The sequence below is a fragment of the Kitasatospora viridis genome, assembly GCF_007829815.1.
Taxonomy (GTDB): domain Bacteria; phylum Actinomycetota; class Actinomycetes; order Streptomycetales; family Streptomycetaceae; genus Kitasatospora; species Kitasatospora viridis.
Genome location: NZ_VIWT01000005.1, coordinates 166,263 through 189,499, shown reverse-complemented (window position 1 = coordinate 189,499; position 23,237 = coordinate 166,263). Strand labels below are relative to the sequence as shown.

Genomic DNA, 23,237 nt, shown 5'->3' with positions numbered 1-23,237 from the left:
GCGCGTGAACTCAATGACCGCAAACGTGACCGGCACCACATCCGCCTGGAGCATCTAGACCGCCCCCACCCAGGCGAAGGAGCCTCCCGATGACCGACTCCCCCTCCGCTGCCGCGCGCAGAGCCGGCCGCGACCGCACCCAGTACCTCTACCTCGCGGTGCTCGGCGCCGTGCTGGCCGGGATCCTGCTCGGTCTGGCCGCGCCCGGCTTCGCGGTGCAGTTGAAGCCGATCGGCACCGGCTTTGTGAACCTGATCAAGATGATGATCAGTCCGGTGATCTTCTGCACGATCGTGCTGGGCGTCGGCTCGGTCAGCAAGGCCGCCAAGGTCGGCCGGGTCGGCGGGCTGGCTCTCGTCTACTTCCTCGCCATGTCCACGGTGGCGCTGGCCATCGGCCTGGTGGTCGGCAACCTGCTGGAGCCCGGCTCCGGCCTGCACCTGACCACCGCGCTGGCCAAGGCCGGCCACGCCCAGGCGGCCCAGGGCGCCACCCACACCACGGACTTCCTGCTCGGGATCATCCCGACCACGCTGCTCTCGGCCTTCACCGAGGGCCAGGTGCTGCAGACCCTGCTGGTCGCCCTGCTCACCGGCTTCGCCCTGCAGGCCCTCGGCCCGGCCGGCGCACCCGTGCTGCGCGGCATCGAGCACCTGCAGAAGCTGGTGTTCAAGATCATGTCGATGATCATGTGGGTCGCCCCGGTCGGCGCCTTCGGCGCGATGGCCGCCCTGGTCGGCGCCACCGGCGTGGACGCGCTGAAGAGCCTCGCCGTGATCATGATCGGCTTCTACCTGACCTGCGCGATCTTCGTGGTCGTGGTGCTCGGCCTGCTGCTCCGGCTGGTCGCCGGGGTGAACGTGCTGGCCCTGCTGCGCTACCTCGGCCGGGAGTTCCTGCTGATCCTCTCCACCTCCTCCTCCGAGAGCGCGCTGCCCCGGCTGATCGCCAAGATGGAGCACCTCGGGGTGAGCCGCCCGGTCGTCGGCATCACCGTGCCGACCGGCTACAGCTTCAACCTCGACGGCACCGCGATCTACCTGACCATGTCCTCGATCTTCATCTCGCAGGCGATGGACAAGCCGATGGCGCTCGGCCAGCAGATCTCCCTGCTCGTCTTCATGGTGATCGCCAGCAAGGGCGCGGCCGGCGTCACCGGCGCGGGCCTGGCCACCCTGGCCGGCGGCCTCCAGTCGCACCGCCCCGAGCTGGTGGACGGGGTCGGCCTGATCGTCGGCATCGACCGCTTCATGTCCGAGGCCCGCGCCCTCACCAACTTCGCGGGCAACGCGGTGGCCACCGTGCTGATCGGCCACTGGACCCGCGAGCTGGACCACGACCGCGCCCGGCTGGTCCTCGCCGGCGACCTGCCCTTCGACGAGTCGGCGGTCGGCGACCACACCGCCGCCGTGCCCGAGCAGGGCGCAGCACCCGAGGCGGTCGGCAGCCCGGCCTGACACGCGTCGACCCCGCCTCGCAGTCGAGGCGGGGTCGACGCCCGGTCAGCGCAGTGGCTCCCTCACCGGGCCCAGTCGCCGTCCCAGCCGGTCCCGCGCTGCTGCTCCTCGATGGCCTTGAGCGCGGACTTCATGCCCGGTGACATTCCGCGGTACTTCGTCCTGTCCTCGTAGAACTCGTGCGCGGCGGCCGCCTCCATCGCAGGGGTGGCATCGGGATGCGCACGTCGGTACGCCGCGAGCCAGGCGTCGGACTCGCGGTGCGAGGCGGGCTCGCCCGTGGGGCTGGGAGCCGGCGCCGGCGCCGGGCTCGGCGGGGGCGCCGGACGCGGCGCCGGGTAACTGCGCGCCGGCTTCGAGGGGTTGAGCGCCACGATGATTGCCACCACGGCATACAGCACAGGCAGTGCCAGCACCGCCAGCAGCGTGATCCACGCGGAGACCATGGGGGCCACCTCACTTCCCTCGCCCCGGGTCTACCCGCTCGGCCCGCACTCAGCCCACCACCCCCGCAGCGGGCACGGGCGCCGCGCACCCTGGTCACCGGAGCGGACCTGGCGACGGCCGCAGGGGGCACCTTCGTCCTGGATCGAGCAGCCACCGCCGGCTGTCGGTGCCCCGGCCTAGCCTGGGCGGTATGTCCGACCTTCCACCCGCCCGCCACCTCCTCCGTGCCAAGGACCTCGCCGACGCCAGGTACGCCGAGCCCCTCGGGGTGGGCGACCTGGCGGCGGCGGCCGGGCTCTCCCGGGCCCACTTCAGCCGGGCGTTCCGGCAGGCGTTCGGCGAGTCCCCGCACGTGTACCTGCTGACCCGGCGGCTGGAGCGGGCCGCGCACCTGCTGCGGTTCACCGACCGGCCGGTCGCCCAGATCTGCCTCGACGTCGGCCTGAACAGCCTCGGCTCCTTCACCACCAGCTTCACCAGGATGTACGGCCGCTCCCCCGCCGCCTACCGGTCCGCCTTCCCGCCGGCCGCCGCGCACGCGATGGTGCCCGGCTGCGTGCTGCGCGCCTACGGCCGCCCGCAACACCGCACGTTTCGAGAAGACGGCGCCGACGGGCCCGCAATAGATTGACGGTACGTCCTGCGGGCGGGCGAACGACCGCCGCAGGAGTTACCAGAACTAGTGGGAGAACAGAGCCATGAGCATGAAGATCGCCACGGTGCAGCTGTGGGTGCACGACCAGGACGCGGCGCTGGAGTTCTGGACCAAGAAGGTCGGCTTCCAGGTCACTTCCGACGTCACCGTGCCGGAGATGGGCAACTTCCGCTGGCTCGCGGTCGGCCCGGTGAGCCAGCCGGACGTCTCGATCTGCCTGATGGCGCTGCCCGGCCAGCCGATCATGGACGACAAGACCCAGGAGCAGGTGCTCGACGTGGTCGGCAAGGGCTTCGCCGGCAGCGTCTTCCTGACCACCGAGGACGTCGACGGCGACTACGCCCGACTGGTCGCCCAGGGCGTCGAGTTCGTGGACAAGCCGGAGGACCGCCTGTACGGCCGGGACTGCGGCTTCCGCGACCCGTCCGGCAACCACGTCCGGCTGACCCAGCTGAACCCCGACTTCCCGTCCTGACACCACGTCATCCAGGGGCCCCGCCGCTCGGCGGGGCCCCTGACGGCTGCTCAGACCCGACGGACCGGCTGCGCGGTCTCGATCACCACCTTGCCGAACGCCGCCCCCGAGGCGTAGTGGCGGAAGGCCTCCGGCGCCCGGTCGAACGGCACCACCCGGTCGACCACCGGGCGGATCCGGTGCTCCTCGATCACCCGGTTCATCGCCGCGAACTGCGCCCGGCTGCCGACCGCCAGGGCCCGGACGGTGGCCCCTGAGGCGAACAGCCGCCCCGGATCCAGCGCCGGGGTCCGCCCGGAGAGCAGCCCCACGAAGGCGACCTGCCCGCAGGCCTTCACGGCGGCGAGCGACTGCGCCAGGTCACCCACCACGTCGACCACCCGATCGGCGCCCCGGCCGCCGGTCAGCTCCCGCACGACGGACGGCCAGTCGGGGTCCGCCCGGTAGTCGACCACCTCGTCCGCGCCCAACTCGACCAGGCGGCGCGCCTTCTCCGGCCCGCTGGTGGTCGCGATCACCCGCGCCCCGAGCGCCTTGGCGAGTTGCAGCGCGAACAGCGAGACGCCGCCCGTGCCGAGCGTCACCACGGTCTCCCCGGGCCGCAGCCCCGCACCGCCGTCGCCGGTCAGCGCGTTCCAGGCGGCGACCGCCGCGCAGGGCAGCGTGGCCGCCTCCGCGAAGGACAGGTGCGCGGGCACCGGCACCAGCGCGCGCTCGTCCAGCAGCGCCAGTTCGGTCAGCATGCCGTCCAACGAGCCGCCGAGCTGCGCCAGTTGCCCGACCTCGAACGGGCCGTCCTGCCAGTGCGGGAAGACGGTGGCCGCGACCCGGTCCCCGATCCGCACCAACCGGACGCCCGCACCGACGGCGACCACCTCGCCCGCGCCGTCCGCCACCGGCACCACGTCGGGCTTCACCGGCAGCACGTAGTCGCCGCGCAGCACCATCAGGTCGCGGTAGCTCAGCGCCGCCGCCCGGACGGCCACCAGGACCTGGCCGGGCCCCGGCGCCGCGACCCGGTGCCGGCGCAGCGTCAGCCCGTCGATCCCGGCGCCGCTGTCCACGTGGTAGCTGCGGCCGTCCCAACCGGCGTCCACGGCCGCGTCCGGGGTGGCGAGCGGTACCTCGCCGGCCGTCTTGCCGTAGCCGAACGCCTCGACGATCCGGCCGTCCCGCACCCGCATCAGGTTGACGCCCCGGACCGAGTCGGCCGGGCCGTCGCCGAAGTGGTAGCGCCAGCGGATCGTCGCGTGCTCACCCGCGACCACGACCTCCTCCGGCGCGAACCTGGTGCCGCGGTCGGCGGCCAGCGACCGCCAGAACGCCAGGCACGCCTGCCGCCCCTCGTGGCGGTCGCCGTCCGGCGCCGGCTGGATACCCTCCAGCACGCACTCCTCGCCGACCAGTTCGTCGAGCTCGTCGGGGAGGTGGTGGACGAAGGCGTGGTTGAACTGTTCGATCACGGCCGCTGTGCCGCGCACTTCCGACATGAGGGGTCCCCCCAGTAGATGGATCGCTAAATAGATAGATCAGTCGGTCTACTTCTGGCCGCGACTATATAGACCGGTTGATCTACTCGACAAGAGCTGGCAGGCTGGTCCCATGACCGCCCGCACCACGCCCGGCCCGCGCGACCGCCTGCTCGACGCCGCACAGGAGTTGACGTACCGCCAGGGCGTCGGCGTCGGGGTGGACACCCTGCTCAAGACGGCCAACGTGGCGCGGCGCTCGCTTTACGAGCACTTCGGCGGCAAGGACGGCCTGGTCGCCGAGGTGCTGCGCCGCAGCGCCGCCGAGGACGCGGCCGCCTACCGGGCGACCATGGCGGCGGCCGGCGAGGATCCGACCGCCCGCCTGCTCGCGGTGTTCGACACCCTTGCGTCCGTCGTCGGCCAGGCCGACTTCCGGGGCTGCCGCTACCTGGCCGCGGACCTGGCGCTGACCGACCCCGACCACCCCGGGCACGCCGTCACCCGGGCGTACCGGGCGGAGGTGACCGCCCTCTTCGAGGCCGAGCTGGCCCGGCTCGGCCACCCCCGACCGGCCGCCGCCGCGGACCAGTTGCTGCTGATCATCGACGGCATCATGGCCGCCGGCGCCACCCGCCCGGCCAGCGATCCGGCCGCCGCCGGGCGGGAGCTGGCACTGCTGATCCTGACCCCGGCAGGCTGACCGACCATCAGCAGGGGCTGTGCCGTTGACGGCACGGTCCCTGATCCTGCTTCAGGAACGACGCGCCTTGATGGCGATCCCGATCAGGACGACCGCCAGGAACAAGACCACTGCGAGCCACAGCGGAACGCCCGCTCTGTACAGGAGGACGAACAGGCGGAGGAACCCGGCTAAACGCATGCGGGAATCGTAGCGTCAGCCACCCCCCGCCCGGCAGGCCTCAGACCCCCCGCACCGCCTCCCGCACCGGCACCTCGCCGCCGATCAGCTCCAGGGTCCGGCCCGCCGTGCCCGGCTCGTCCAGCAGGGCGGCCAGCACCGCCGCCACGTCGTCCCGGGAGACCGAGCCCCGCCCGGTGGACGCGGCCAGGTTCACCAGCCCGGTGCCGGGCGCGTCGGTCAGCGCGCCCGGGCGCAGGACCGTCCAGTCCAGGCCGGACCGGGAGCGCACGTCGTCGTCGGCCGCGCCCTTGGCCCGCAGGTAGGCGGCGAAGACCGGGTCGGCGCCGCCGCTCGCCCCGGCGTCCGCGCCCATCGAGGAGACCACCAGGAACCGCCGCACCCCGGCCGCCTCGGCCGCGTCGGCGAACAGCGCGCAGGCGCCCCGGTCCACCGTGTCCTTGCGGTCCGCACCGCTGCCGCCGCCGGCGCCGGCCGCGAAGACCGCCGCGTGCGCGCCCGCCAGGTGCCGGGCCACCTCCGCCACCCCCGCCGACTCCAGGTCGCAGACCAGCGGCTCGGCGCCGCAGGCCTCCAGGTCGCCGCCCTGCTCGGGCCGCCGGATCAACCCCGCGACCTCGTCCCCCCGCGCGCTCAGCAGCCGCTCCAGCCGGCGCGCGATCTGACCGTGTCCACCCGCGATGACGATGCGCATGCGCCCGAGGCTAGCCGCACTCCCGCCGACGGCCCGTCAGGCACTCCGCCGCGCCGCCCACCGGACACCCCCGCGCCACCGGCCGCACCGCAAACCGTTTCCCCCGCGCACCACGGCGCTGGCATGCTGGCCGGGTGGAGAAACCCGAGATCACCATCGGCTTCGCGGCCGAGCTGCACGTGTTCGTCCCGGCCCGCCAGCGCGGCGAGGCCTCGGCGGTCCAGGTGGACGGCGTCTCCTCGCTCGGCCACGTCGTGGAGTCGCTCGGCGTGCCGCTGACCGAGGTCGGCGAGCTGCTGGTGGACGGCGCGGCGGTCCGCCCCGGCCACGTCCCGGCAGCCGGCCAGGAGATCGAGGTGCGCGCCTTCCAGCGCCCGCAGCAACTGCCGGGCCCGGCCCGCTTCCTGCTCGACGTGCACCTGGGCACGCTGGCCCGCCGGCTGCGGCTGCTCGGCGTGGACACCGCCTACGAGAACCTCGACATCGGCGACGCCGCGCTCGCCGCCCGCTCCGCCGCCGAGCAGCGGGTGATGCTCTCCCGCGACCGCGGCCTGCTGCGCCGCCGCGAGCTGTGGGCCGGCGGCTACGTCTACAGCCACCGGCCCGACGAGCAACTGCGCGACGTGCTCTCCCGGTTCGCGCCCGCCCTGGCGCCGTGGACCAGGTGCACCGCGTGCAACGGGATGCTCCGGCCGGCCACCAAGTCGGCGGTCCAGGAACGGCTGGAGGACGGCACCGAGCGCTCCTACGACGCCTTCGCCCAGTGCGGCGACTGCGACCAGGTCTACTGGCGCGGCGCCCACCACGCCCGGCTGGACGCGATCGTCGAAGAGGCGCTGCGCGAGTACGCCTGACGGACTGTCGGCGGCGGTGGATAGCCTGCGCACCATGTCCATGCACCTGCAGTTCCAGTCAGCCCCGGCCGCCGAGCTCCGGTCCGACGAGGCGTGGCTCACCGAGTACATGCTCCGGATCTGGCGGGAGGACGGGCCCACCCCGCACGGTCACTCGATGGACTCGGACTTCATCTGCCTGCAGGAGCTCTACGACGGGGCCACGGGCTTCCCGGCCGGCGCCGCGAGCCTGGCGATCAACGGCGGGCAGCCGGTCGGCGACCCCGCCGAGGCCGAGGTCCCGCTGGTCCTGCTCACAGCCGACGCGGTGCGTACCGCGGCCGAGTTCCTCGCCGCGGTCTCCTTCGAGCAGCTCTGGGCGACCGGCGGCGCGGCGGCGCACGCCCGCTACGGCCCCCGCTGGGCGGAGGCCGACGTGCGGCGGATCTTCCGGCAACTGCACGCGGACCTGGCGGAGTTCTACGGCGTGGCGGCGGCCGCCGACCACGTGGTGGTCAAGGCCGCCTGGGTCTGACCGCTCAGTCCTGGCTCGCCTGACCCGCCTGACCCGGCGCCGCCGGCGGCTGCGGCTGCGGCTGCGGCTGCGGCATCCGGGCCGTGCCCTGGCGCAGCGCGTCCAGGATCGCCAGGCCCTGGCCGACGATGCCGGAGGTCACCTGGGAGAGCCCCTCGCTGCCGTTCAGCACGGTGAGGTTGGCACCGGCCAGGCCGCGGGCCGCCGCGTCCACCAGGGTGGGCAGGTTCTCCACCACCCGGTTCGCGGCGATCAGCTCCTGGGCGCCCCCGCGCAGCGAGTCGGCCCGCAGGGTGTTGGCGGCGGCCTGCGCCTCGGCCGTGGTGCGCTCCGCGTAGGCGGCGCCGTCGGCCTGCACCCGGACCGCCTCCGCCTCCGCGGTGGCCAGCGTGGTGCGCCGGTACGCCTCGCCCTCGGCCTCGAACTTGGCCTGGTCGCGCTGCGCCTCGGACAGCGTGCGCTTGCGGTAGGCCTCCGCGTCGGCCGGGCGGCGCACCTCGGCCTCCAGCCGCTGGGCGGCCAGGTCGGCCTGCCGGCGGGCCAGCTGGGTCTGCTCCTCGATGACCTCCTGGGTGGCCCGGGCCTCGGCCAGCGGACCGGCCTGCGCCGCGGCGGCGTTGGCCCGCTCGGTCTCGGCCACGAAGCCGGCCCGCTTGATCGCGGTGTCCCGCTCGTACTGGGCCTTCAGCGCCGCGGCCTCCTGCTCGCGCTCGGTGGCCTCCTGGTCGGCCCGGGCCTGGGCGATCCGGGCCTGACTGGCCACCGCGGCGGCGTGCGGGGCGGCCAGGTTGGTGATGTAGCCGGTGGCGTCCTCGATCTCCTGGATCTGCAGCGCGTCCACCACGATGCCGAGCTTCTCCATCTCGGAGTGGCTGCCGGCCTTGACCTCCTGGGCCACCCGGTCGCGCTCCCGGATGATCTGCTCCACCGTCAGGCCGCCGACGATGGACCGCAGGTGGCCCGCGAAGATCCGCCCGACCAGCTCCTCCATCCGCTGCTGCTCGGCGAGGAAGCGGCGGGCCGCGTTGGCGATCGAGACCGGGTCGTCGCCGACCTTGAAGACGGTGACCGCCCGCACGGTCAGCCGGATGCCCTGCTGGGTCACGCAGTCCTCGGAGATCTCCGCCTCCCGCAGCGCCAGCGAGAGCATCCGGGCCTTCTGCTTGACCGGCATCACGAAGCTGCCGTGTCCGGTGACGATCCGGAACTGGGTGTCCTGGCCCTGCCGTTTCGATCCGGAGATCAGCAGGGCCTCGTTGGGTGCGGGCACGTACCAGAACAACATGGCCGGTCTCCTCAGCTGCCGGGGAACGGAACGACGACGACCGAACGGGCCGAGGTGTGCTCGACCACCATCACCATGGTGTGCCGCGGGATCGGACGGTCGGCCCAGGCGGCGAACGCCTCGCTGCCGCCGCGCACCGGAACCAGCACCTCGCCGGGCCCGTCCGCGGGGATCGATACGGTGATCCGCCCGACCGCGCCGACCGGGCTCTGGTCCGCACCGTCCGGTACACCCATCAGGCTCACCCGCTCTCGGACCGTCGGCGCCAGCGGTCATCGCTCTCTGTTCTCCAATCTAACGATCCCGGGCCGGAAAGGAGCCGGACCGGAACGCGGCGCTTCGCCCCCACCTCACCCGGGCGGCCCAGCACCGCGCGCGCCGCCCGCCCCGGGCGGCCCGGCCGTGCCAGGGTGGTGCGCGCCCACCGTCCCGGCCGCAGGGAGTTGACGCAGTGTCGGAGCAGGATCCCCCGGCGCAGGATCCCCCGGCCGCCCGCCCGCACATGCCGGGCTACGGGGTGCTGCCCGCCGACCAGGGCCGGGGGCTGCTGCCGTGGTTCTGGGCCGAGCGGCGCCTGGCCGACTCGCACGAGTACTGGGTCAGCTCGGTGCGCCCCGACGGCCGGCCGCACGCGATGCCGGTCTGGGGCGTCTGGCTGCGGCGCTCGCTCTGGTTCAGCAGCAGCGTGCGCTCGCGCAAGTACCGCAACCTGACCGGGCGGCCCGCCTGCACGGTGACCACGGACGACGCGCACCAGCCGGTGGTGCTGGACGGGGACGCGGCGGTGGTGACCGACCCCGGGCCGATCGCGCTCTTCCTGGCCGCGCTCAACGAGAAGTACGCGACCGCCTACGCCCCGGAGTTCCTCGACCCGGCGGTGAACGCCACCCTGCGGGTCGTCCCGCGCTCGGTGTTCGCGCTCGACGACGCCGACTTCACCGGCTCGCCGACCCGCTGGAGCTTCCCGCGCGGGTGACCGGCGTTTGCGCTCCCCGCCGGGGTACGAACGGGCCCTGACAGGACTACACTTGTGCGTACACCAGACAACCGGAGAGAGCCGCACCGCCCCCGGAGACGTCCGCCGGCCGTCCGAGCGACTCCCGTGTCCAGGAGGCCTGGCCAGGCCCCCGGCAGGACCACCCGACAGCGCCGCCCTGAGCGACGGCAAGGACGCGCCGTGTCGCAGGTGGACCGTGCCGGGGACTGCTCATGTCCGGCAGCCGGATGCCCTTCGTGTCACTCCGGGAGCTCCTGCTCGGTCCAGATGGTCTTCCCGGACGCCGTGTACCGGCTCCCCCAACGGCTCGTCAGCTGCGCCACCAGGTAGAGCCCGCGCCCGCCCTCGTCGGTCAGCCGGGCCCGGCGCATCCGCGGCTGGGTGCTGCTGCCGTCGGAGACCTCGCAGGTGAGCGTGTCGGCCCGGATCAGCCGCACCAGCACCGGGCCGCCGGCGTACCGGATCGCGTTGGTGACCAGCTCGCTCAGCACCAGCTCGGTGGTGAAGGCCAGTTCGGTCAGTCCCCACTCCTCCAGGGTGGCCGTCGCGTCCTCGCGGACCTTGGCCACCGCGGCCGGATCGGGGTCCACCGACCAGACCGCGGTGTCGGCCGGCGGCACCGCCTTGGTGCGGGCGAGCAGCAGCGTCACGTCGTCGTGCAGCCGGGTCGGCGGCAGGCCGGCCACCAGCCGCTGGCCCGCCTCCCGCAGCGGCACGTCCAGGCTCCGCACGGCGGCCAGCCGGCGCAGCAGTTCGGCGGTGCCCGCGTCGATGTCCCCGTCGCCGCGCTCGATCAACCCGTCGGTGTAGAGCGCGAGGACGCTGCCCTCGGGCAGCTCGACCGGGGTGGACTCGAACGGCAGGCCGCCCACCCCGAGCGGTGGCCCGGGAGCCACCGGGAGCACCGCCACGCTGCCGTCCGGGTAGGCGACGGCCGGCGGCGGGTGACCGGCGCTGGCCACCGTGCAGATCCGCGACACCGGGTCGTAGACCGCGTACAGGCAGGTCCCGCCGAAGGAGCCGGGTTCCGGCCGGCCGGGCCGGGCGGGGCCGATCGGCTCCGGCGGCTCCGCTCCCCCGACCCCCTCCAGGCCGGCGTCCACGTCGGCCACCAGCTCGGCCTCCACCAGCAGTTGGGCCACCAGGTCGTCCAGGTGCACCAGCAGTTCGTCCGGTTCCAGCTCCAGGTCGGCCAGCGTCCGCACGGCGGTGCGCAGCCGGCCCATGGTGGCGGAGGCGTGCAGCCCGTGGCCGGTGACGTCACCGACCACCAGCGCGACCCGGGCCGAGGAGAGCGGGATGACGTCGAACCAGTCGCCGCCGACCCCGCCGACGGTGTCGGTGGGCAGGTAGACGCTGGCCGTGGAGACCGCCGCCACCGAGTGCACGGCCGGCGGCAGCAGGCTGCGCTGCAGGCCGATCGCGGCCCGGTGCTCGCGGGTGTAGCGGCGGGCGTTGTCCAGCGCCAGCGCGACCCGCACGGCCAGCTCGCGCATCAGCACCCGGTCCTCCTCCTCGAACGGGTCCTTCCAGCGCTCCCGCCGCACGGTGATCCGCCCGAGCAGCACCCCGCGGGCGACCAGCGGCACGGTGATCTCCCAGTCGTGCGCGGGGTCGGGCGGCTCGGCGGCGCCCTCCCCGTCCACCAGCACGGTGTCGCCCAGCTCCATGCCCCCCGGCCCGGTCCGCGCCTCCGGCGGGTCGCCGGCCACCGCGAGCCGGCGCAGCAGCAGCCGCCCGTCCGCCTGCGGCACCGGCTCCTCACCGGTGGAGACGGCGGGGGCGATCTCCACCGCGGCCACGTCGGCGAAGCCGACCGCCAGCGCGTCGGCCATGTGCCGGGCGCTGTCGGCGACCGAGAGCGAGTGCCCGGCGGCGGCCGTGACCTGGTGCAGCAGGGCCAGCCGGCGGCGCGTGCGGTACTGGTCGGTGACGTCGTTGAAGAGCGCGGTCACCCCGATCACCGTGCCGTCGGTGCCCTGCAGCCGGAACGCGGAGATCGCCAGCATCCGGCCGCTGCGCTGGTCGACCAGGGTGCGCACCAGCTCCTCGCCGACCAGCGGGCGCCCGGTGGCCAGCACCTCGCGCAGTTGGGCGTCGACCGAGTCGGCGTCCTCGGCCTGCAGGAAGTCGCCGAGCCGGCAGCCGGCCAGGTCCTGCGGCATCCCGGAGTAGGGCAGCAGGTGGGCGTTGGTGCGGATGATCCGCAGGTCGGCGTCGAGCACCACCAGGCCGATCCGGTCCTGGAGGAAGAGCTCCCGGGTGAACGCCTGGTCCTGCCGCCACCGGTCGGCCTCCCGGGCGGCGGCGGCGAGCACCACGTGGTGGGCGGCGCGCCGGTCGACCGGCGCGCCGTCGCCGAGCCGGAGCACCCGCACGTCGAGTTCGGCCGGCTCGCCGTCGCCGGTGCGGACGGTGACCCGGCCGCGCCAGCTGGCCCCCGTCCGGTCCACCGCCCGGGGGCCGCCGGCCAGCACCAGGTCGCGCAGCGCGCGCCCGCGCAGGTCGTCGCCGGTCATGGCGAGCAGCCGCTCCGCGGCCGCGGTGCCGTCCAGGACCCGCCCGTCGCCGTCGACCAGCACCGCCGCCACTCCGCTGAGGAACGGGAAGCGGGAGTCGTCCAAATCGTCCACCTCGTCCGGTTCTGCTCTCCCCGTCCTGCTCCGATGGCCCATCCTGGCCCGGCGGGTGGGCGGGCGGGGTCGCGGCACTCCGGTGATGGGCCAACTCGGGTGCGGGTGCTCCGCGCCCGCGGTGCGGGTTCAGTGCCCGCCCGCGTCCAGCACCTCGACGTCGGCGATGTTGCGTTCGATCTCCTCGGCGGGCAGCGCCACGGCCAGCGCCCAGTAGTAGACGGCCAGCGAGAAGCCGGCCACGGCCAGCAGGTCCCACCAGAGCGGCAGCCGGCCGGTGGCGCCGGCGCCGAACTGGCCCTGCCAGGAGAGCAGTCCCATGCCGACCAGGTAGACCGGCAGCCACTGGCCGGCCCGGAAGTCCATCCGGGGCGCCTGCGGCAGGCCCTTGGCCCGGGCCCGGAAGGCGTAGCCGCCGAGCAGCAGGTAGCCGAGCAGGATCGAGGCGCCGAGCCGCCACAGGGTGTCCCAGCCGGACCAGTAGATGACCAGCCCGGCGATCACGAAGGAGACCGGCGAGACCACCTCGCCGGCCGGCAGCCGGTAGGGGCGCTCCAGCTCGGGGAAGCGGCGGCGCAGCACGCCGAAGGCGAGCGGCGCGCCCGCGTACATCAGCACCACCGCGGAGGTGATGAAGCTGACCAGCCGCTGCCAGCTGGGGAACGGCAGGAAGCAGAGCACCCCGGCGACGAAGGCGACCAGCAGCCCGGCCCACGGCACCGCCCGCCGGTCGGTGGCCTGCATGACCTGCGGCGCGTAGCCGTTGCGGCTCAGGCCGTAGCTGATCCGGGAGCTGGAGGTGATGTAGACCAGGCCGGTGCCGGCCGGCGAGATGACGGCGTCGATGTAGAGGACGGTGGCCAGCCAGCCGAGCCCGATCAGGGTGGCGAGCCCGGCGAACGGGCCGCTGATCCCGTGGTAGGTCAGCGTGCCCCAGCCGCCGGCGAAGGCCGACGGCGGCACCGCCCCGATGAACACCACCTGGAGCAGCAGGTAGATCACCGAACCGATGAACACCGAGCCGAGCACGGCGCGCGGGATGTCCCGGCGCGGGTGGCTGGACTCGCCGGCCCACTGGATCGCCTGCTCGAAGCCGAGCAGCGCGAAGATCACCCCGCTGGTGCTGATCGCCGAGAGCACGCCGCGGGCACCGAACGGGGCGAAGCCGTGGCTGTGGAAGTTGGCGCCGTGGAACTCCTTGACCGCGAGGACCAGGATGGTGAGCAGCGGGATGGCCACCTTCCACCAGGTGGCCGCACTGTTGGTGCGGGCCAGCCATCTGACGCCGAGGAAGTTGACGGCGACGAAGATGGCGAGCAGGGCGGCGGCGACCGCGAAGCCGGCCGGGGTGAGGGTCTGGTCCTTGTGGTGCTGCAGGCCGTCGGCCCAGGTCCAGTGCTGGGCGTAGCCGATCATCGCCTGCACCTCGATCGGGGCGATGGTGGCGGCCTGCAGCCAGGTGAACCAGCCGAAGCTCATCCCGGCGAAGCCGCCGAAGGCGTAGTGCGGGTAGCGGGCGGTGCCGCCGGCCACCGGGAAGAGGCCGCCGAGTTCGGCGTGCACCAGGGCGAGCAGCACGATGGCGACGGCGCCGATGCCCCAGGAGATCACCGCGGCGGGCCCGGCCGCGCGGACCGCCTTCTCGGCGCCGAACAGCCAGCCGGAGCCGATGATCGCGCCGACCGAGGCCCAGAGCAGGCCGGCCAGGCCGACCTCGCGGCGCAGCGCGTGCCGCCCGCCGCCTCGACGGATGCCGGGCTGGGGTGCGGCCATGGCGGCGGGTCCTCCGATCCTCGCGGATCCGTCAACCACGATTGACGGTCGGTCGGGGACGACGGTGCCGCAGATCAGCGGCCGGACGGGCGCCGCGCGCGGGAACGGTGACGGAGCATCAACCGTCCGGCGCACCGGCATTGGCTGAGATGAATGTGATTCAGCCAGTGATCCATAGTGGTTGCTTTTGCCGAAGGGCCCGTGCCAAGCTCGACGGCATGGCACTCCGCACGACGCCCGGGGCGCCGACGGCCATCCGAATCGCCTGGACCGGGTCCCCCGCCCGGTCCAGGCCCCTGGCCACCGAAGGCCGTTCCCGAGCCGTTTCCGGTTCGAGCACGTCGCACGGCGTTCGAAACCGACCGCCGCACCGCACTCAGGCCTGGCCGCGGCACCGCGTTCAGGCCCGGCAGCCGGACCGCACCCAGGCCCAGCCACCGCACCGCATTCAGGCCTGGCCGCTCAGGTTGCGCTCCACCGCCGCCAGCAGCCGGACCAGCTCCGCGCACTCCTCGGGCGCCAGCCCCGCCAGGGTCAGCCGCTCCAACTCCTGCCAGAGCTCGCCCACCTGCTCGCGCAGCGCCCGGGCCGCCGCGGTGGGCTCCACGATCACCGCCCGCCGGTCGGCGGAGCTGCGGCTGCGACGGACGAAGCCGGCCTGCTCCAGCCGCTGCACCATCCGGGTCACCGTGGAGGCGTCCAGGCCCAGTTGCTCGATCAGCTCGCCCTGCGGGAGCGCCCCGCGCTCCCAGAGCAGCATCATCAGCAGCTCCTGCCCGGCGTGCAGCCCGGCACGCCGCAGCAGCCGCTCGGCGGCGGCCCGGTGCAGTCGGGCGACCCTGGCGATCGCATGGCTGGTGCTGTCAGTGGCGGCGCTCACACGGTGATTGTACGCACAAATGGATGCCCTCCAGGGCACCCTTCGGACCCTCGATTCTCCCTTGCCCTAAAAGGATCTTAAGCGTTTACTTGGCCGCACAAGCATTCGTGACAAGCATCCGCTGGTCTCCGACCGGCAGTCGATCCGAGGGGGCATCAGCCGTGCCGGAAATCAGTGCGAGCGTGCGGGTCAACGCGCCGGAGCGGGGCGGGGGAACCGTGCTGGACCGGGACGCCGTCTGGGCGGGCCTGCTGCGCAAGGCCGAGGACGCGACGCTGGTCGTCGCCGGGATGAGCTCGTGCCGGGTGCTGGAGCGGACCGGGCACGGTCTGGTCCGCGAGGTGGTGATCCGCGGCGAGCGGGTGCGCGAGGAGGTGCGCTTCGAGCCGAAGCGCCGGGTCAGCTTCCACCGCTCGGACGAGCGGGCCCGCTGGACGATCCACAACGACATCGAGGAGGACGCGGACGGCGAGCTGCTGCTCACCTTCCGCGCCGAGCTCGACCTCGGCGACGGCCCGGCCGACCCGGCCCGACTGGAGCGGGCACGGGCGGGCTACGTCGCGGCCATCGAGGCGACGTTGGCGCTCTGCCGGTCGGTCCGATGACCGGTCAGGGAGCCTGCTGGGTCACGGGGTCTGGCCGTAGTACCGCTCGACGTGCAGCGAGAGGCAGCGCCGCCGATCCTTGACCATGGTGGCGCGGAACTCGTCCCAGTCCGGGTGCTCCCCGTTGACCTGCCGGTAGAGGTCGACCAGTTCCTCCACCGCCGCGTCGTCCGGCTGCTGGGCGACGGCGGACAGCTCGGCGGTGCCCTCGGCGACCGCCCAGGTGAAGAAGTCCGCGCTGGTGACGTGCAGGCTGACCCGGGGGTCGCGCTCGGCGTTGCGGGCCTTGACCCGGTCGGCGGTGACCGAGATCCGCACCAAGTCCCGCTCGGGGTCGTAGCCGTAGAAGATGTTGGAGAGCTGCGGCCGCCCGTTCTGCTTCAGCGTCACCAGCACCCCCTGCTTCCCCGATGCGAACAGTTCCTTCATCCTCGCCTCGTCGGCCATGGAATCCTCCTGCGTCTCGGTGGCGCCTGCTGACCCGTCCAATACATCGCGCCCAATGCATCGCGCTCAGTACATCGCGCTCAGTACATCCCGCACGGACGATCCCTTCACCGACGTGATTCTGATGTGATGTTCGCGATGCGGGCTTGTTATCGAGCTGATCATCCGTCTATCGTCCCGTCAAGCCCATCCCTACGGGCTCACGGACGCGGCACGCCGAACCCTGCCCACCTCGTCCGTGCTTCCGACACCACGACTCGTCAGGGCAGGGACGGGGGACCCAGGTTCTCCACGCCGTCCCCACGGCTAGGGGTGAAGCCGACCGCCGGAGCGATCCGCGCGGCCGGCCGGGCCAACCTCACCGGCCCGAACCCGACAGCTCACCTCGCAGGCGTGCGGAGAGGGACACTCCCATGGTCTTTTCCGGACCGGGCCGCCACCGCCGCCCGACCCAGGCCGACCGGGCCGTCGCCACGGCCACCGCCCTGGGCGCGGGCCTCGCCCTGCCGCTGCTCGCGGCGACCGGCGCGCACGCGGCCCCCGCCACCACCTGGGACGCGGTCGCCCAGTGCGAGACCGGCGGGAACTGGACCATGGACACCGGCGACGGCTACTACGGCGGCCTGCACCTGACCGAGCGTCAGTGGGAGGCGCACGGCGGCGACCTGTTCGGCGCCGAGCCCTCGCACGGCACCAAGCAGCAGCAGATCAGCGTCGCCGAGGCGGTGCTGGCGTCCGACGGAGCGGGCGTCTGGGGCTCGTGCGCCGCCACGGCCGGCCTCACCTCGCCGGACGGCAGCACCACGCCGAGCGTCCCGGCTGCGCCGGCCTCGCCGTCCGCGCCGGCCGCTCCCGGCACGCCCGCCTCCCCGGGCAGCCCGGCCACTCCGCCCGCGCCGGGTACGCCTGTTGTGCCCGTTGTTCCTGTTACGCCTGTTGTGCCTGTGGTGCCGAGTGCGCCTGTCGCGCCGACCCCGTCCGGTGCGGTGTCCAACCCGGCGCCCGCGACCGGTGGCACGCCCTCCGGCGCGGCCACGCCGGGCACCCCCGCGCCGACGGCCGCCACCCCCGGCGCGCCCGCGTCCACCGTCCCGGCCCCGACCACCCCCGGCGCGACCCCGAGCGCCGCGCCCACCCCCGCGCCGAACACGCCGACCGCAGCGCCCTCCACGCCCGGCACCCCGACGCAGTCCGCGCCCCCGGTCGCGAACCCGGTGCCCGGTCCGGCCGTCCCCGGCCAGCCCGCGCCCGTCCCGACCACCAGCACCCCGGCCGCGCCCGGCGGCGACTACACCGTGGTCAGCGGCGACACCCTCTCCGGCATCGCCTACGGCCACCACCTGGACGGCTGGCAGCAGCTCTACCAGCAGAACAGCAGTGTGGTCGGTGGCAACCCGAACCTGATCTTCCCGGGCCAGCAGCTGCAGCTGCCCTCCTGACCGCCCGCGCGGCGGGCGGGCGGTGCGTGGGCGGTCCGACGGACCGTCACAATGGGGCCATGTCCCGACGCACCGCCCGCCCCGCCAAGCGCTCCACCCCCGCCCGGCCCAGCACTGCCGCCGCCGCCCAACCCGCCGCCGCGCTGCCGAAGGCCTGCCCCTGCGGCCTGCCCGCCGACTACGCCGACTGCTGTGGCAGGCTGCACCGGGGACTCGCCCGGGCGACCAGCGCCGAGCAGCTGATGCGCTCGCGCTACAGCGCCTTCGTCGTGCGGGACACCGCCTACCTGCTGCGCAGCTGGCACCCCGACACCCGGCCGGCCGAGCTGGAGCTCGGACCGGAGCCGGTCTGGGAGCGGCTGGAGATCCTCGGCAGCACCGAGGGCGGCCCGTTCCACACCGCGGGCACCGTGGAGTTCCGGGCCCACTTCCGCGAGCACGGGGTGGCGGGCAGCCTGCACGAGAACAGCCGGTTCCTGCGGCACGAGGGCGACTGGGTCTACCTGGACGGCGACCACACCGTCGACTGAGCCGCCGTCAACCGAGCCGCCGTCACCCCGCCCGTCCGTCAGCTCGTCCGCCTTTTCCAGGAGCCCCCATGGCCCAGCTCCCGCTCGCCGATCACCTGCGCACGCTGCCGCACGGCATCCTCTTCGGCCTGGTCCACTTCACCGACACCGCCGGCAACCCGCTGCTGATGGAGTCGGTCTACGACCCCGAGGTCTGGCAGTTCGTCGGCGGGAACATGGAGTTCGACGGCGAGCCGTGGCGCTGCGCCCGGCGCGAGGTGCTGGAGGAGACCGGGCTGGTACTGCCGGCCGAACCGGTCCCGCCGCTGCTCGCACTCGTCTTCCGGCCCGCCGCGGACGGCTGGCCGTTCCGGGTCGGCGTGGTCTTCGACGGCGGGGAGCTCTCCGCCGAGCAGTTGGCCGGCCTGGTGCTGGACCCGGCCGAGCACGCCGACCACGCCGTCCGTCCGCTGGCCGAGTGGCGCACCGTGCTCGGCCCCGAACGGCTGGCGCTGCTGGAGGCCGTGGTCGAGGCCCGCCGCACCGGCCGGGCCGCCTACCTGCACGTGCCGCACCCGCGCAATCCGAGCTGAGAGGACCACCGTGTCACCGATCACCGAGGACCAGCACCGCGAGGACCAGCACCGCCGGGCGCTGGAGTTCCGCCGGCTGCACGAGGCCCAGGAGCCCTTCGTCATCCCGAACGCCTGGGACGCCGGCACCGCCCGGCTGCTCACCGGGCTCGGCTTCGCGGCGATCGCCTCCACCAGCGCCGGGCTGGCGCACAGCCTCGGGCGCAGCGACGGCGCCAACCTGGTGAGCCGGGACGAGGTGCTGGCCAACGCCCGCGAACTGGCCGCCGCGACCCACCTGCCGGTCTCCGCCGACCTGGAGAGCGGCTACGGCGCCGACCGGGAGCAGATCGCCGAGACCATCCGACTGGCCGCCGCGGCCGGCCTGGTCGGCGGCTCGATCGAGGACGCGACCGGCGACCCGGACGCCCCGCTGCACACGTTCGCGGAGGCGGTGGGCCGGGTCCGGGCGGCGGTGCTGGCCGCGCGGGAGCTGGACTTCCCGTTCACGGTCACCGCGCGAGCGGAGAACTTCCTCTACGGCCGGCCCGACCTCGACGACACCATCAGGCGGTTGCAGGCCTTCGAGGAGGCGGGCGCGGACGTGCTCTTCGCCCCCGGACTGCCGGACGCCGAGGCGGTGCGGGCGGTCTGCGCCGCGGTCGACCGGCCGGTGAACGTGCTGGTCGCGGGCCCGCTGCTGGAGCTGACGGTCGATCGGCTCGGCGAGCTGGGCGTGCGGCGGATCAGCCTGGGCTCCGGGCTCTCCCGGCTGGCGTTCACCGCCACCATGAACGCCGCCCGGACCATCCGGCACACGGGCTCCTTCGCCCCGCTCACCGAGGCGCTGCCGTACGGCTCGGTCAACGCGCTGCTCGCACCGCAGGACGGTGGGCCGGGCACGGAGTAGCGGGCCGGCGGAGCGGCGGGACACCGGTTCCGGCTCCGGCTCCGGCTCCGGCTCCGGCTCCGGCTCCGGTCAGCCGTGCGCTGTCAGCTGTCAGCTGTCAGCTGTCAGCCGAAGTTGACGACCAGTTGGGTGCCGATCTCCCGGAAACCGAGTGCCACGGCGGCCCGGCGGGAGGCCGGCACCCGGGCGCGCCACTGCGGCAGCAGGTCGTCGGCGAGGGCGTGGGCGGCCGCGGCGGTGCCGGTGACCCGGACCAGTCCGTGCCCGCGCCAGGCCGGCGCGGTGAGCACGCTGATGTGCGCGGTGCGGCTGCGCCAGTGCCGGTAGCCGGCCGCCGCCACGACCTCGCCGCCGACCCGGACCGCGAAGGCCGGTGAGGTGATCTCGTCGAGCCCGGCCTCCCGGCGGTCCTCGTCCCCGGCCGACTCCTCCAGGCGGCGCAGCCCGCGATGGTCGGCGGGCAGCTCCACCAGCTCCCACGCACCCGGCCCGACCGGACGGAAGTCCTCCGCCGCCAAGTAGGCCAGCGCGACCGGGCCGAGGACCCGGACGTCAGGGAAGGCCGCCCCGACCGCACCGGGGTCGGCCAGCCGGCCCGGGGCCACCCCGGCCAGCCGCTCGCGCAGCAGGGCGGCCGCGCGCTCGTCGGGCGCGGTGGCGATCCGGGCGCCACCGAGCTCGATCACGCCGGCCCAGCCCGCCGGCCCGAGGCCCGCCTCCGGGGCTACCACGGGTACCAGTCGGCCCGCCGCGGCGAACTCGATGCCCGGCACCGACGCCATCTCGCACCACAAGCCACGGGCACGAACGATCAGCTGATCATCAGTCATATCCTCGGCCTTGCCCCCGCTCAGGTCCCCGGCGATCTCCCCAGTGGTCTCCCCGGCCATGGCCGCAGTCTGCCGGACTACTTGCCCCGGAGCGACCGAAATCCGGTGTGCACGCCCGGGGTGAGGCCCTGCTCCTCGGCAACCCGGCGCAGCAGGCCGAGCAGCTGCCCGCGCTCCTGCTCCGAGAGCGCCCCGCAGACCTGCTGCTCGTGCGCCACCGCCACCCCGGCCAGCTCGCCGAGCAGGGCGAACCCCTGGTCGGTCAGGTGCAGCGCGTAGAGGCGGCGGTCCTCGGCGTTGCGGCGGCGCTCGATCAGGCCGCGCTGCTCCAGCCCGTCGGCGAACGGCACGAACCGGCTCGGCGGCATGCCCAGGTCGTCGGCCAGCTCGCGCTGGCTGCGGCCGGGGGTCGCCGCCAGCATCCGGAGCAGGCCGGCCTGCGGCGGGGTCAGGTCGAGGGCGGCGATCCGCTGGGCGAAGAGCTCGGTCGCGTGGGCGCCGAGCTGAGCGAGCAGGAAGGCCACGCCGCCGTGCTTCGCGGGGCGGGGGGCACCCTGCGGGCCGGCCGCACTCCCAGGATTCGTAGTCATGCGGACATGGTATCCGCTTGACAACCGTTCCATTCTGTAATCATTATTTTTTGTATAGCGATGACGTCGACGAGCCGGAGCCCCTCATGAGTGCCACCAGCGCCACCCCACCCACCACCCGCACCGGACGCCGACCGCAGCCCGGGCCGCCGCTGCTGCTGCCCGCCACCTCGCTCGCCCTGCTGACCGTCGCCTACACCGTGGTCAACCGGGCCACCCCGCACCCCGACGCCCCGGCCTCCGCCGTGCTCCAGTACGCCGAGCAGCACGGGGGCACCATGCGGCTCGGCGCGTTCCTGCTGCTCGCCGCCGCGATGCCGGTGCTGCTGCTCTCCGCCGTGCTCAACCAGCGGCTACGGCTGCTCGGGGTCACCGGGCCGGGCGCGGCGATCGCCCTGGTCGGCGGAGTGCTCGCGGGCGGCGCGCTGAGCCTGAGCGCCGCCACCGCCTGGGCGGGCAGCCGACTGGCCGCCGACTCGCCCCCGGCGCTGGCCCGCGCGCTGGCCAACCTGTCGTTCGTCTCCGGCGGCCCCGTGTTCGCCGCCGGGTTCGGCCTGCTCGCCGCCGGGATCTCGGTCTCGGCACTGAAGACCGGCCTGCTGCCGCGCGCCCTCGCCTGGAGCGGCGTACTGGTCACCGCCCTCGGCCTGCTCGGTCTGCTCGCGCTGCTGGTCGGCGGGTTCGGCTACCTGCTGCCTGCCGTGCGGTTCGGCGGGCTGGTCTGGCTGCTGCTCGCCGCCTGGAAGCTGCCGCGCACCCGGCGCCGCACCAACGCCTGAAGCACCAAGGCCTGACACACCAACGCCTGACACACCAACGCCTGACGCACCGCCACTCCCATCCGATCCGACCCACCTTCCTTGGAGCACTCCATGTCAGTCACCACCGCTCACCCCAGCCTCCAGGGCAGGACCGTCGTCATCACCGGTGGCTCGCGCGGCATCGGCGCGCGGACCGCGCGGGCCTTCGCCGACCAGGGCGCCCAGGTCTGCGTGGTCGGCCGGGACGCCACCGCGCTGGCCGCCGTCGCCGACGGGATCACCGACGCCGGCGGCACCGCGCTCCCCGCCACGGCGGACGTCACCGACTCCGCCGCGCTCGCCGCCCTGCACCGCACCGTCGCGGACCGGTTCGGGCCGGTCGACGTGCTGGCCGCCTTCGCCGGCGGGGTCGGGTTCCCGGTGAAGTCCACCGAACTCACCGAGCAGCTCTGGCGCGAGTCGCTGGACGCGAACCTGACCTCCGCCTTCCTCACCATCCAGGCCTTCCTGCCGGACATGGTGGAGCGCGGCGCCGGCTCGATCATCACCATGTCCTCCTCGGCCGGCCGCCAGCCCAGTCTGGCCAACCTGGCCTACGGGGCGGCCAACGCGGGCCTGGTGATGCTCACCCGCCACCTCGCCACCGAGCTCGGCCCGCAGGGCATCCGGGTCAACTGCATCGCCCCCTCCTCGATCCTCACCGAGAAGGCCCGCGCCAGCATGCCGCCCGCGGTCCAGGAGCAGGTCGCCGCCGCCCACCCGCTGCGCCGCCTGGGCACCATGGAGGACGTGGCCGAGACGGCACTCTTCCTCGCCTCCGACGCCGCCGCCTACCTGACCGGCCTGACCATCGACGTCGCGGGCGGACGCATCACCAACTGACACCGACTCAGCCGGTATCGTTCACAAATGCCCTTCCCCGACGAGAAGTTCTCCTCCGGCGTGGTCGTCTCCGACTACGACCCCACGTGGCCAGGTGAGTTCGAGCGCCTCTCGCACCGGATCGCCGACCTGCTCGGGCCGCTCGCGCTGACGGTCGACCACGTGGGGTCGACCTCCGTACCCGGGCTGCCGGCCAAGGACTGCATCGACATTCAGGTGCGCGTCGCAGCCGTCGAGCACGACCGCATCGTGCCGCTGATGGCCGCCCAGGGCTACCGCTGCCGCCCCGAGCCGTGGAACCGCACCGAGGTCACGGCCGGGGTGGCGTGCCCCAAGCTGGTGTTCGCCCCGCCACCCGGCGCCCGCGCCTGCAACGTGCACATCCGCCTGCACGACGGCCCCAACACCCGCTACGCCCTGCTCTTCCGCGACTTCCTGCGTGCGGACGAGCGGGCCCGGAACGGCTGGGGCGCGTTCAAGCAGCGCGTGGCCCAGAGCCTGCCCGACCTGATGGACTACGGCCAGATCAAGGCGCCGGCCACGGAGGTGCTGATGTCCGGCGCCGAGCGCTGGGCCGAACAGACCGGCTGGCAGCTCCCGTCCGCTCACCGGCGCTGACGGACGGGCACTACGGTCCGTTCAGCCCGTCGGCGGGCGGCGGGCGACGGACGGCGAA

At 74.1% G+C, this 23,237-nt stretch carries 26 protein-coding genes and 1 riboswitch; of the genes, 15 read left to right on the top strand and 11 right to left on the bottom strand.

Going from position 1 to position 23,237, the window contains the following annotated elements:
* Window positions 1–89 precede the first annotated feature (89 nt).
* Window positions 90–1,457, top strand: a complete 1,368-nt coding sequence (locus FHX73_RS37470) for a cation:dicarboxylate symporter family transporter (protein ID WP_145910514.1) — start codon at window positions 90–92, stop codon at window positions 1,455–1,457.
* 62 nt (window positions 1,458–1,519) lie between these two features.
* On the opposite strand, the gene FHX73_RS37465 is transcribed toward FHX73_RS37470, so the two are convergent.
* The gene (locus tag FHX73_RS37465) at window positions 1,520–1,903 is read right to left on the bottom strand and encodes a hypothetical protein (RefSeq protein WP_145910513.1); all 384 of its coding nucleotides are present in this window, start codon (window positions 1,901–1,903) and stop codon (window positions 1,520–1,522) included.
* 191 nt (window positions 1,904–2,094) lie between these two features.
* Here FHX73_RS37465 and FHX73_RS37460 point away from each other — a divergent pair, with 191 nt between their 5' ends.
* Both FHX73_RS37460 and FHX73_RS37455 read left to right on the top strand, forming a co-directional pair.
* Window positions 2,095–2,535, top strand: a complete 441-nt coding sequence (locus FHX73_RS37460; RefSeq protein WP_145910512.1) for a helix-turn-helix domain-containing protein — start codon at window positions 2,095–2,097, stop codon at window positions 2,533–2,535.
* A 67-nt stretch (window positions 2,536–2,602) separates the two neighbouring features.
* Window positions 2,603–3,034, top strand: a complete 432-nt coding sequence (locus tag FHX73_RS37455; RefSeq protein ID WP_246214126.1) for a VOC family protein — start codon at window positions 2,603–2,605, stop codon at window positions 3,032–3,034.
* A gap of 50 nt (window positions 3,035–3,084) precedes the next feature.
* Here FHX73_RS37455 and FHX73_RS37450 read toward each other — a convergent pair whose 3' ends face one another.
* Window positions 3,085–4,524, bottom strand: coding sequence for a zinc-binding dehydrogenase (locus FHX73_RS37450; protein WP_145910511.1), 1,440 nt, complete (start codon window positions 4,522–4,524; stop codon window positions 3,085–3,087).
* Window positions 4,525–4,636: 112 nt separating this feature from the next.
* Between FHX73_RS37450 and FHX73_RS37445 the strand changes: the two genes are divergently transcribed.
* Window positions 4,637–5,206, top strand: a complete 570-nt coding sequence (locus tag FHX73_RS37445) for a TetR/AcrR family transcriptional regulator (protein WP_145910510.1) — start codon at window positions 4,637–4,639, stop codon at window positions 5,204–5,206.
* A gap of 220 nt (window positions 5,207–5,426) precedes the next feature.
* Here FHX73_RS37445 and FHX73_RS37440 read toward each other — a convergent pair whose 3' ends face one another.
* Complete coding sequence (locus tag FHX73_RS37440) at window positions 5,427–6,080, bottom strand: NAD(P)H-binding protein (protein WP_145910509.1); 654 nt, start codon at window positions 6,078–6,080, stop codon at window positions 5,427–5,429.
* Between the two features lie 134 nt (window positions 6,081–6,214).
* Between FHX73_RS37440 and FHX73_RS37435 the strand changes: the two genes are divergently transcribed.
* Window positions 6,215–6,934 (top strand): Mut7-C RNAse domain-containing protein, encoded by a 720-nt coding sequence (locus FHX73_RS37435; RefSeq protein ID WP_145910508.1) that lies wholly within the window; start codon window positions 6,215–6,217, stop codon window positions 6,932–6,934.
* A gap of 34 nt (window positions 6,935–6,968) precedes the next feature.
* Window positions 6,969–7,448 carry a DUF1877 family protein gene (locus FHX73_RS37430; RefSeq protein ID WP_145910507.1) on the top strand — a complete coding sequence of 160 codons (480 nt, stop codon included), beginning with the start codon at window positions 6,969–6,971 and terminating at the stop codon, window positions 7,446–7,448.
* Window positions 7,449–7,452: 4 nt separating this feature from the next.
* On the opposite strand, the gene FHX73_RS37425 is transcribed toward FHX73_RS37430, so the two are convergent.
* Complete coding sequence (locus FHX73_RS37425) at window positions 7,453–8,733, bottom strand: SPFH domain-containing protein (protein WP_145910506.1); 1,281 nt, start codon at window positions 8,731–8,733, stop codon at window positions 7,453–7,455.
* Window positions 8,734–8,744: 11 nt separating this feature from the next.
* On the bottom strand, window positions 8,745–8,969 hold the full coding sequence (locus FHX73_RS37420) for a hypothetical protein (protein WP_145910505.1): 225 nt from the start codon (window positions 8,967–8,969) through the stop codon (window positions 8,745–8,747).
* A 215-nt stretch (window positions 8,970–9,184) separates the two neighbouring features.
* Between FHX73_RS37420 and FHX73_RS37415 the strand changes: the two genes are divergently transcribed.
* Window positions 9,185–9,709: a pyridoxamine 5'-phosphate oxidase family protein gene (locus tag FHX73_RS37415; RefSeq protein ID WP_211786457.1), complete on the top strand. Its 525-nt coding sequence runs from the start codon at window positions 9,185–9,187 to the stop codon at window positions 9,707–9,709.
* Between the two features lie 260 nt (window positions 9,710–9,969).
* Here the strand turns inward: FHX73_RS37415 and FHX73_RS37410 are convergent, their stop codons facing one another.
* The 3 genes from FHX73_RS37410 to FHX73_RS37400 all read right to left on the bottom strand — a co-directional run bounded on the left by FHX73_RS37410 (window position 9,970) and on the right by FHX73_RS37400 (window position 15,016).
* On the bottom strand, window positions 9,970–12,363 hold the full coding sequence (locus FHX73_RS37410) for a SpoIIE family protein phosphatase (RefSeq protein ID WP_246214125.1): 2,394 nt from the start codon (window positions 12,361–12,363) through the stop codon (window positions 9,970–9,972).
* A gap of 129 nt (window positions 12,364–12,492) precedes the next feature.
* A complete protein-coding gene (locus FHX73_RS37405) occupies window positions 12,493–14,136 on the bottom strand; it encodes an APC family permease (RefSeq protein WP_145910503.1) in 1,644 nt (547 codons plus the stop codon).
* A 448-nt stretch (window positions 14,137–14,584) separates the two neighbouring features.
* On the bottom strand, window positions 14,585–15,016 hold the full coding sequence (locus FHX73_RS37400) for a MarR family winged helix-turn-helix transcriptional regulator (protein ID WP_342795358.1): 432 nt from the start codon (window positions 15,014–15,016) through the stop codon (window positions 14,585–14,587).
* A 161-nt stretch (window positions 15,017–15,177) separates the two neighbouring features.
* Between FHX73_RS37400 and FHX73_RS37395 the strand changes: the two genes are divergently transcribed.
* A complete protein-coding gene (locus tag FHX73_RS37395) occupies window positions 15,178–15,621 on the top strand; it encodes an SRPBCC family protein (RefSeq protein ID WP_170305256.1) in 444 nt (147 codons plus the stop codon).
* A gap of 21 nt (window positions 15,622–15,642) precedes the next feature.
* Here FHX73_RS37395 and FHX73_RS37390 read toward each other — a convergent pair whose 3' ends face one another.
* The gene (locus FHX73_RS37390; RefSeq protein WP_145910500.1) at window positions 15,643–16,068 is read right to left on the bottom strand and encodes a PPOX class F420-dependent oxidoreductase; all 426 of its coding nucleotides are present in this window, start codon (window positions 16,066–16,068) and stop codon (window positions 15,643–15,645) included.
* Between the two features lie 238 nt (window positions 16,069–16,306).
* A riboswitch (cyclic di-AMP (ydaO/yuaA leader) is annotated at window positions 16,307–16,476 on the top strand.
* A gap of 5 nt (window positions 16,477–16,481) precedes the next feature.
* Between FHX73_RS37390 and FHX73_RS47420 the strand changes: the two genes are divergently transcribed.
* The 4 genes from FHX73_RS47420 to FHX73_RS37370 all read left to right on the top strand — a co-directional run bounded on the left by FHX73_RS47420 (window position 16,482) and on the right by FHX73_RS37370 (window position 19,498).
* Window positions 16,482–17,507 carry a transglycosylase family protein gene (locus FHX73_RS47420; RefSeq protein WP_145910499.1) on the top strand — a complete coding sequence of 342 codons (1,026 nt, stop codon included), beginning with the start codon at window positions 16,482–16,484 and terminating at the stop codon, window positions 17,505–17,507.
* Window positions 17,508–17,566: 59 nt separating this feature from the next.
* Window positions 17,567–18,037 (top strand): YchJ family protein, encoded by a 471-nt coding sequence (locus FHX73_RS37380; protein ID WP_145910498.1) that lies wholly within the window; start codon window positions 17,567–17,569, stop codon window positions 18,035–18,037.
* Between the two features lie 68 nt (window positions 18,038–18,105).
* Complete coding sequence (locus tag FHX73_RS37375) at window positions 18,106–18,609, top strand: NUDIX domain-containing protein (RefSeq protein WP_145910497.1); 504 nt, start codon at window positions 18,106–18,108, stop codon at window positions 18,607–18,609.
* A 10-nt stretch (window positions 18,610–18,619) separates the two neighbouring features.
* The gene (locus FHX73_RS37370) at window positions 18,620–19,498 is read left to right on the top strand and encodes an isocitrate lyase/PEP mutase family protein (RefSeq protein WP_246214124.1); all 879 of its coding nucleotides are present in this window, start codon (window positions 18,620–18,622) and stop codon (window positions 19,496–19,498) included.
* A 104-nt stretch (window positions 19,499–19,602) separates the two neighbouring features.
* Here FHX73_RS37370 and FHX73_RS37365 read toward each other — a convergent pair whose 3' ends face one another.
* The gene (locus FHX73_RS37365; RefSeq protein ID WP_246214123.1) at window positions 19,603–20,388 is read right to left on the bottom strand and encodes a GNAT family N-acetyltransferase; all 786 of its coding nucleotides are present in this window, start codon (window positions 20,386–20,388) and stop codon (window positions 19,603–19,605) included.
* 17 nt (window positions 20,389–20,405) lie between these two features.
* Window positions 20,406–20,918 (bottom strand): MarR family winged helix-turn-helix transcriptional regulator, encoded by a 513-nt coding sequence (locus FHX73_RS37360; RefSeq protein ID WP_145910496.1) that lies wholly within the window; start codon window positions 20,916–20,918, stop codon window positions 20,406–20,408.
* Window positions 20,919–21,004: 86 nt separating this feature from the next.
* Here FHX73_RS37360 and FHX73_RS37355 point away from each other — a divergent pair, with 86 nt between their 5' ends.
* The 3 genes from FHX73_RS37355 (at window position 21,005) to FHX73_RS37345 (ending at window position 23,179) form a co-directional block, all read left to right on the top strand.
* Window positions 21,005–21,697: a DUF4386 domain-containing protein gene (locus FHX73_RS37355; RefSeq protein WP_145910495.1), complete on the top strand. Its 693-nt coding sequence runs from the start codon at window positions 21,005–21,007 to the stop codon at window positions 21,695–21,697.
* Between the two features lie 93 nt (window positions 21,698–21,790).
* A complete protein-coding gene (locus FHX73_RS37350; RefSeq protein ID WP_145910494.1) occupies window positions 21,791–22,561 on the top strand; it encodes an SDR family NAD(P)-dependent oxidoreductase in 771 nt (256 codons plus the stop codon).
* A gap of 27 nt (window positions 22,562–22,588) precedes the next feature.
* Entirely contained in the window at window positions 22,589–23,179 is a 591-nt protein-coding gene (locus FHX73_RS37345; protein ID WP_145910493.1) for a GrpB family protein, read from the top strand.
* Window positions 23,180–23,237 lie beyond the last annotated feature (58 nt).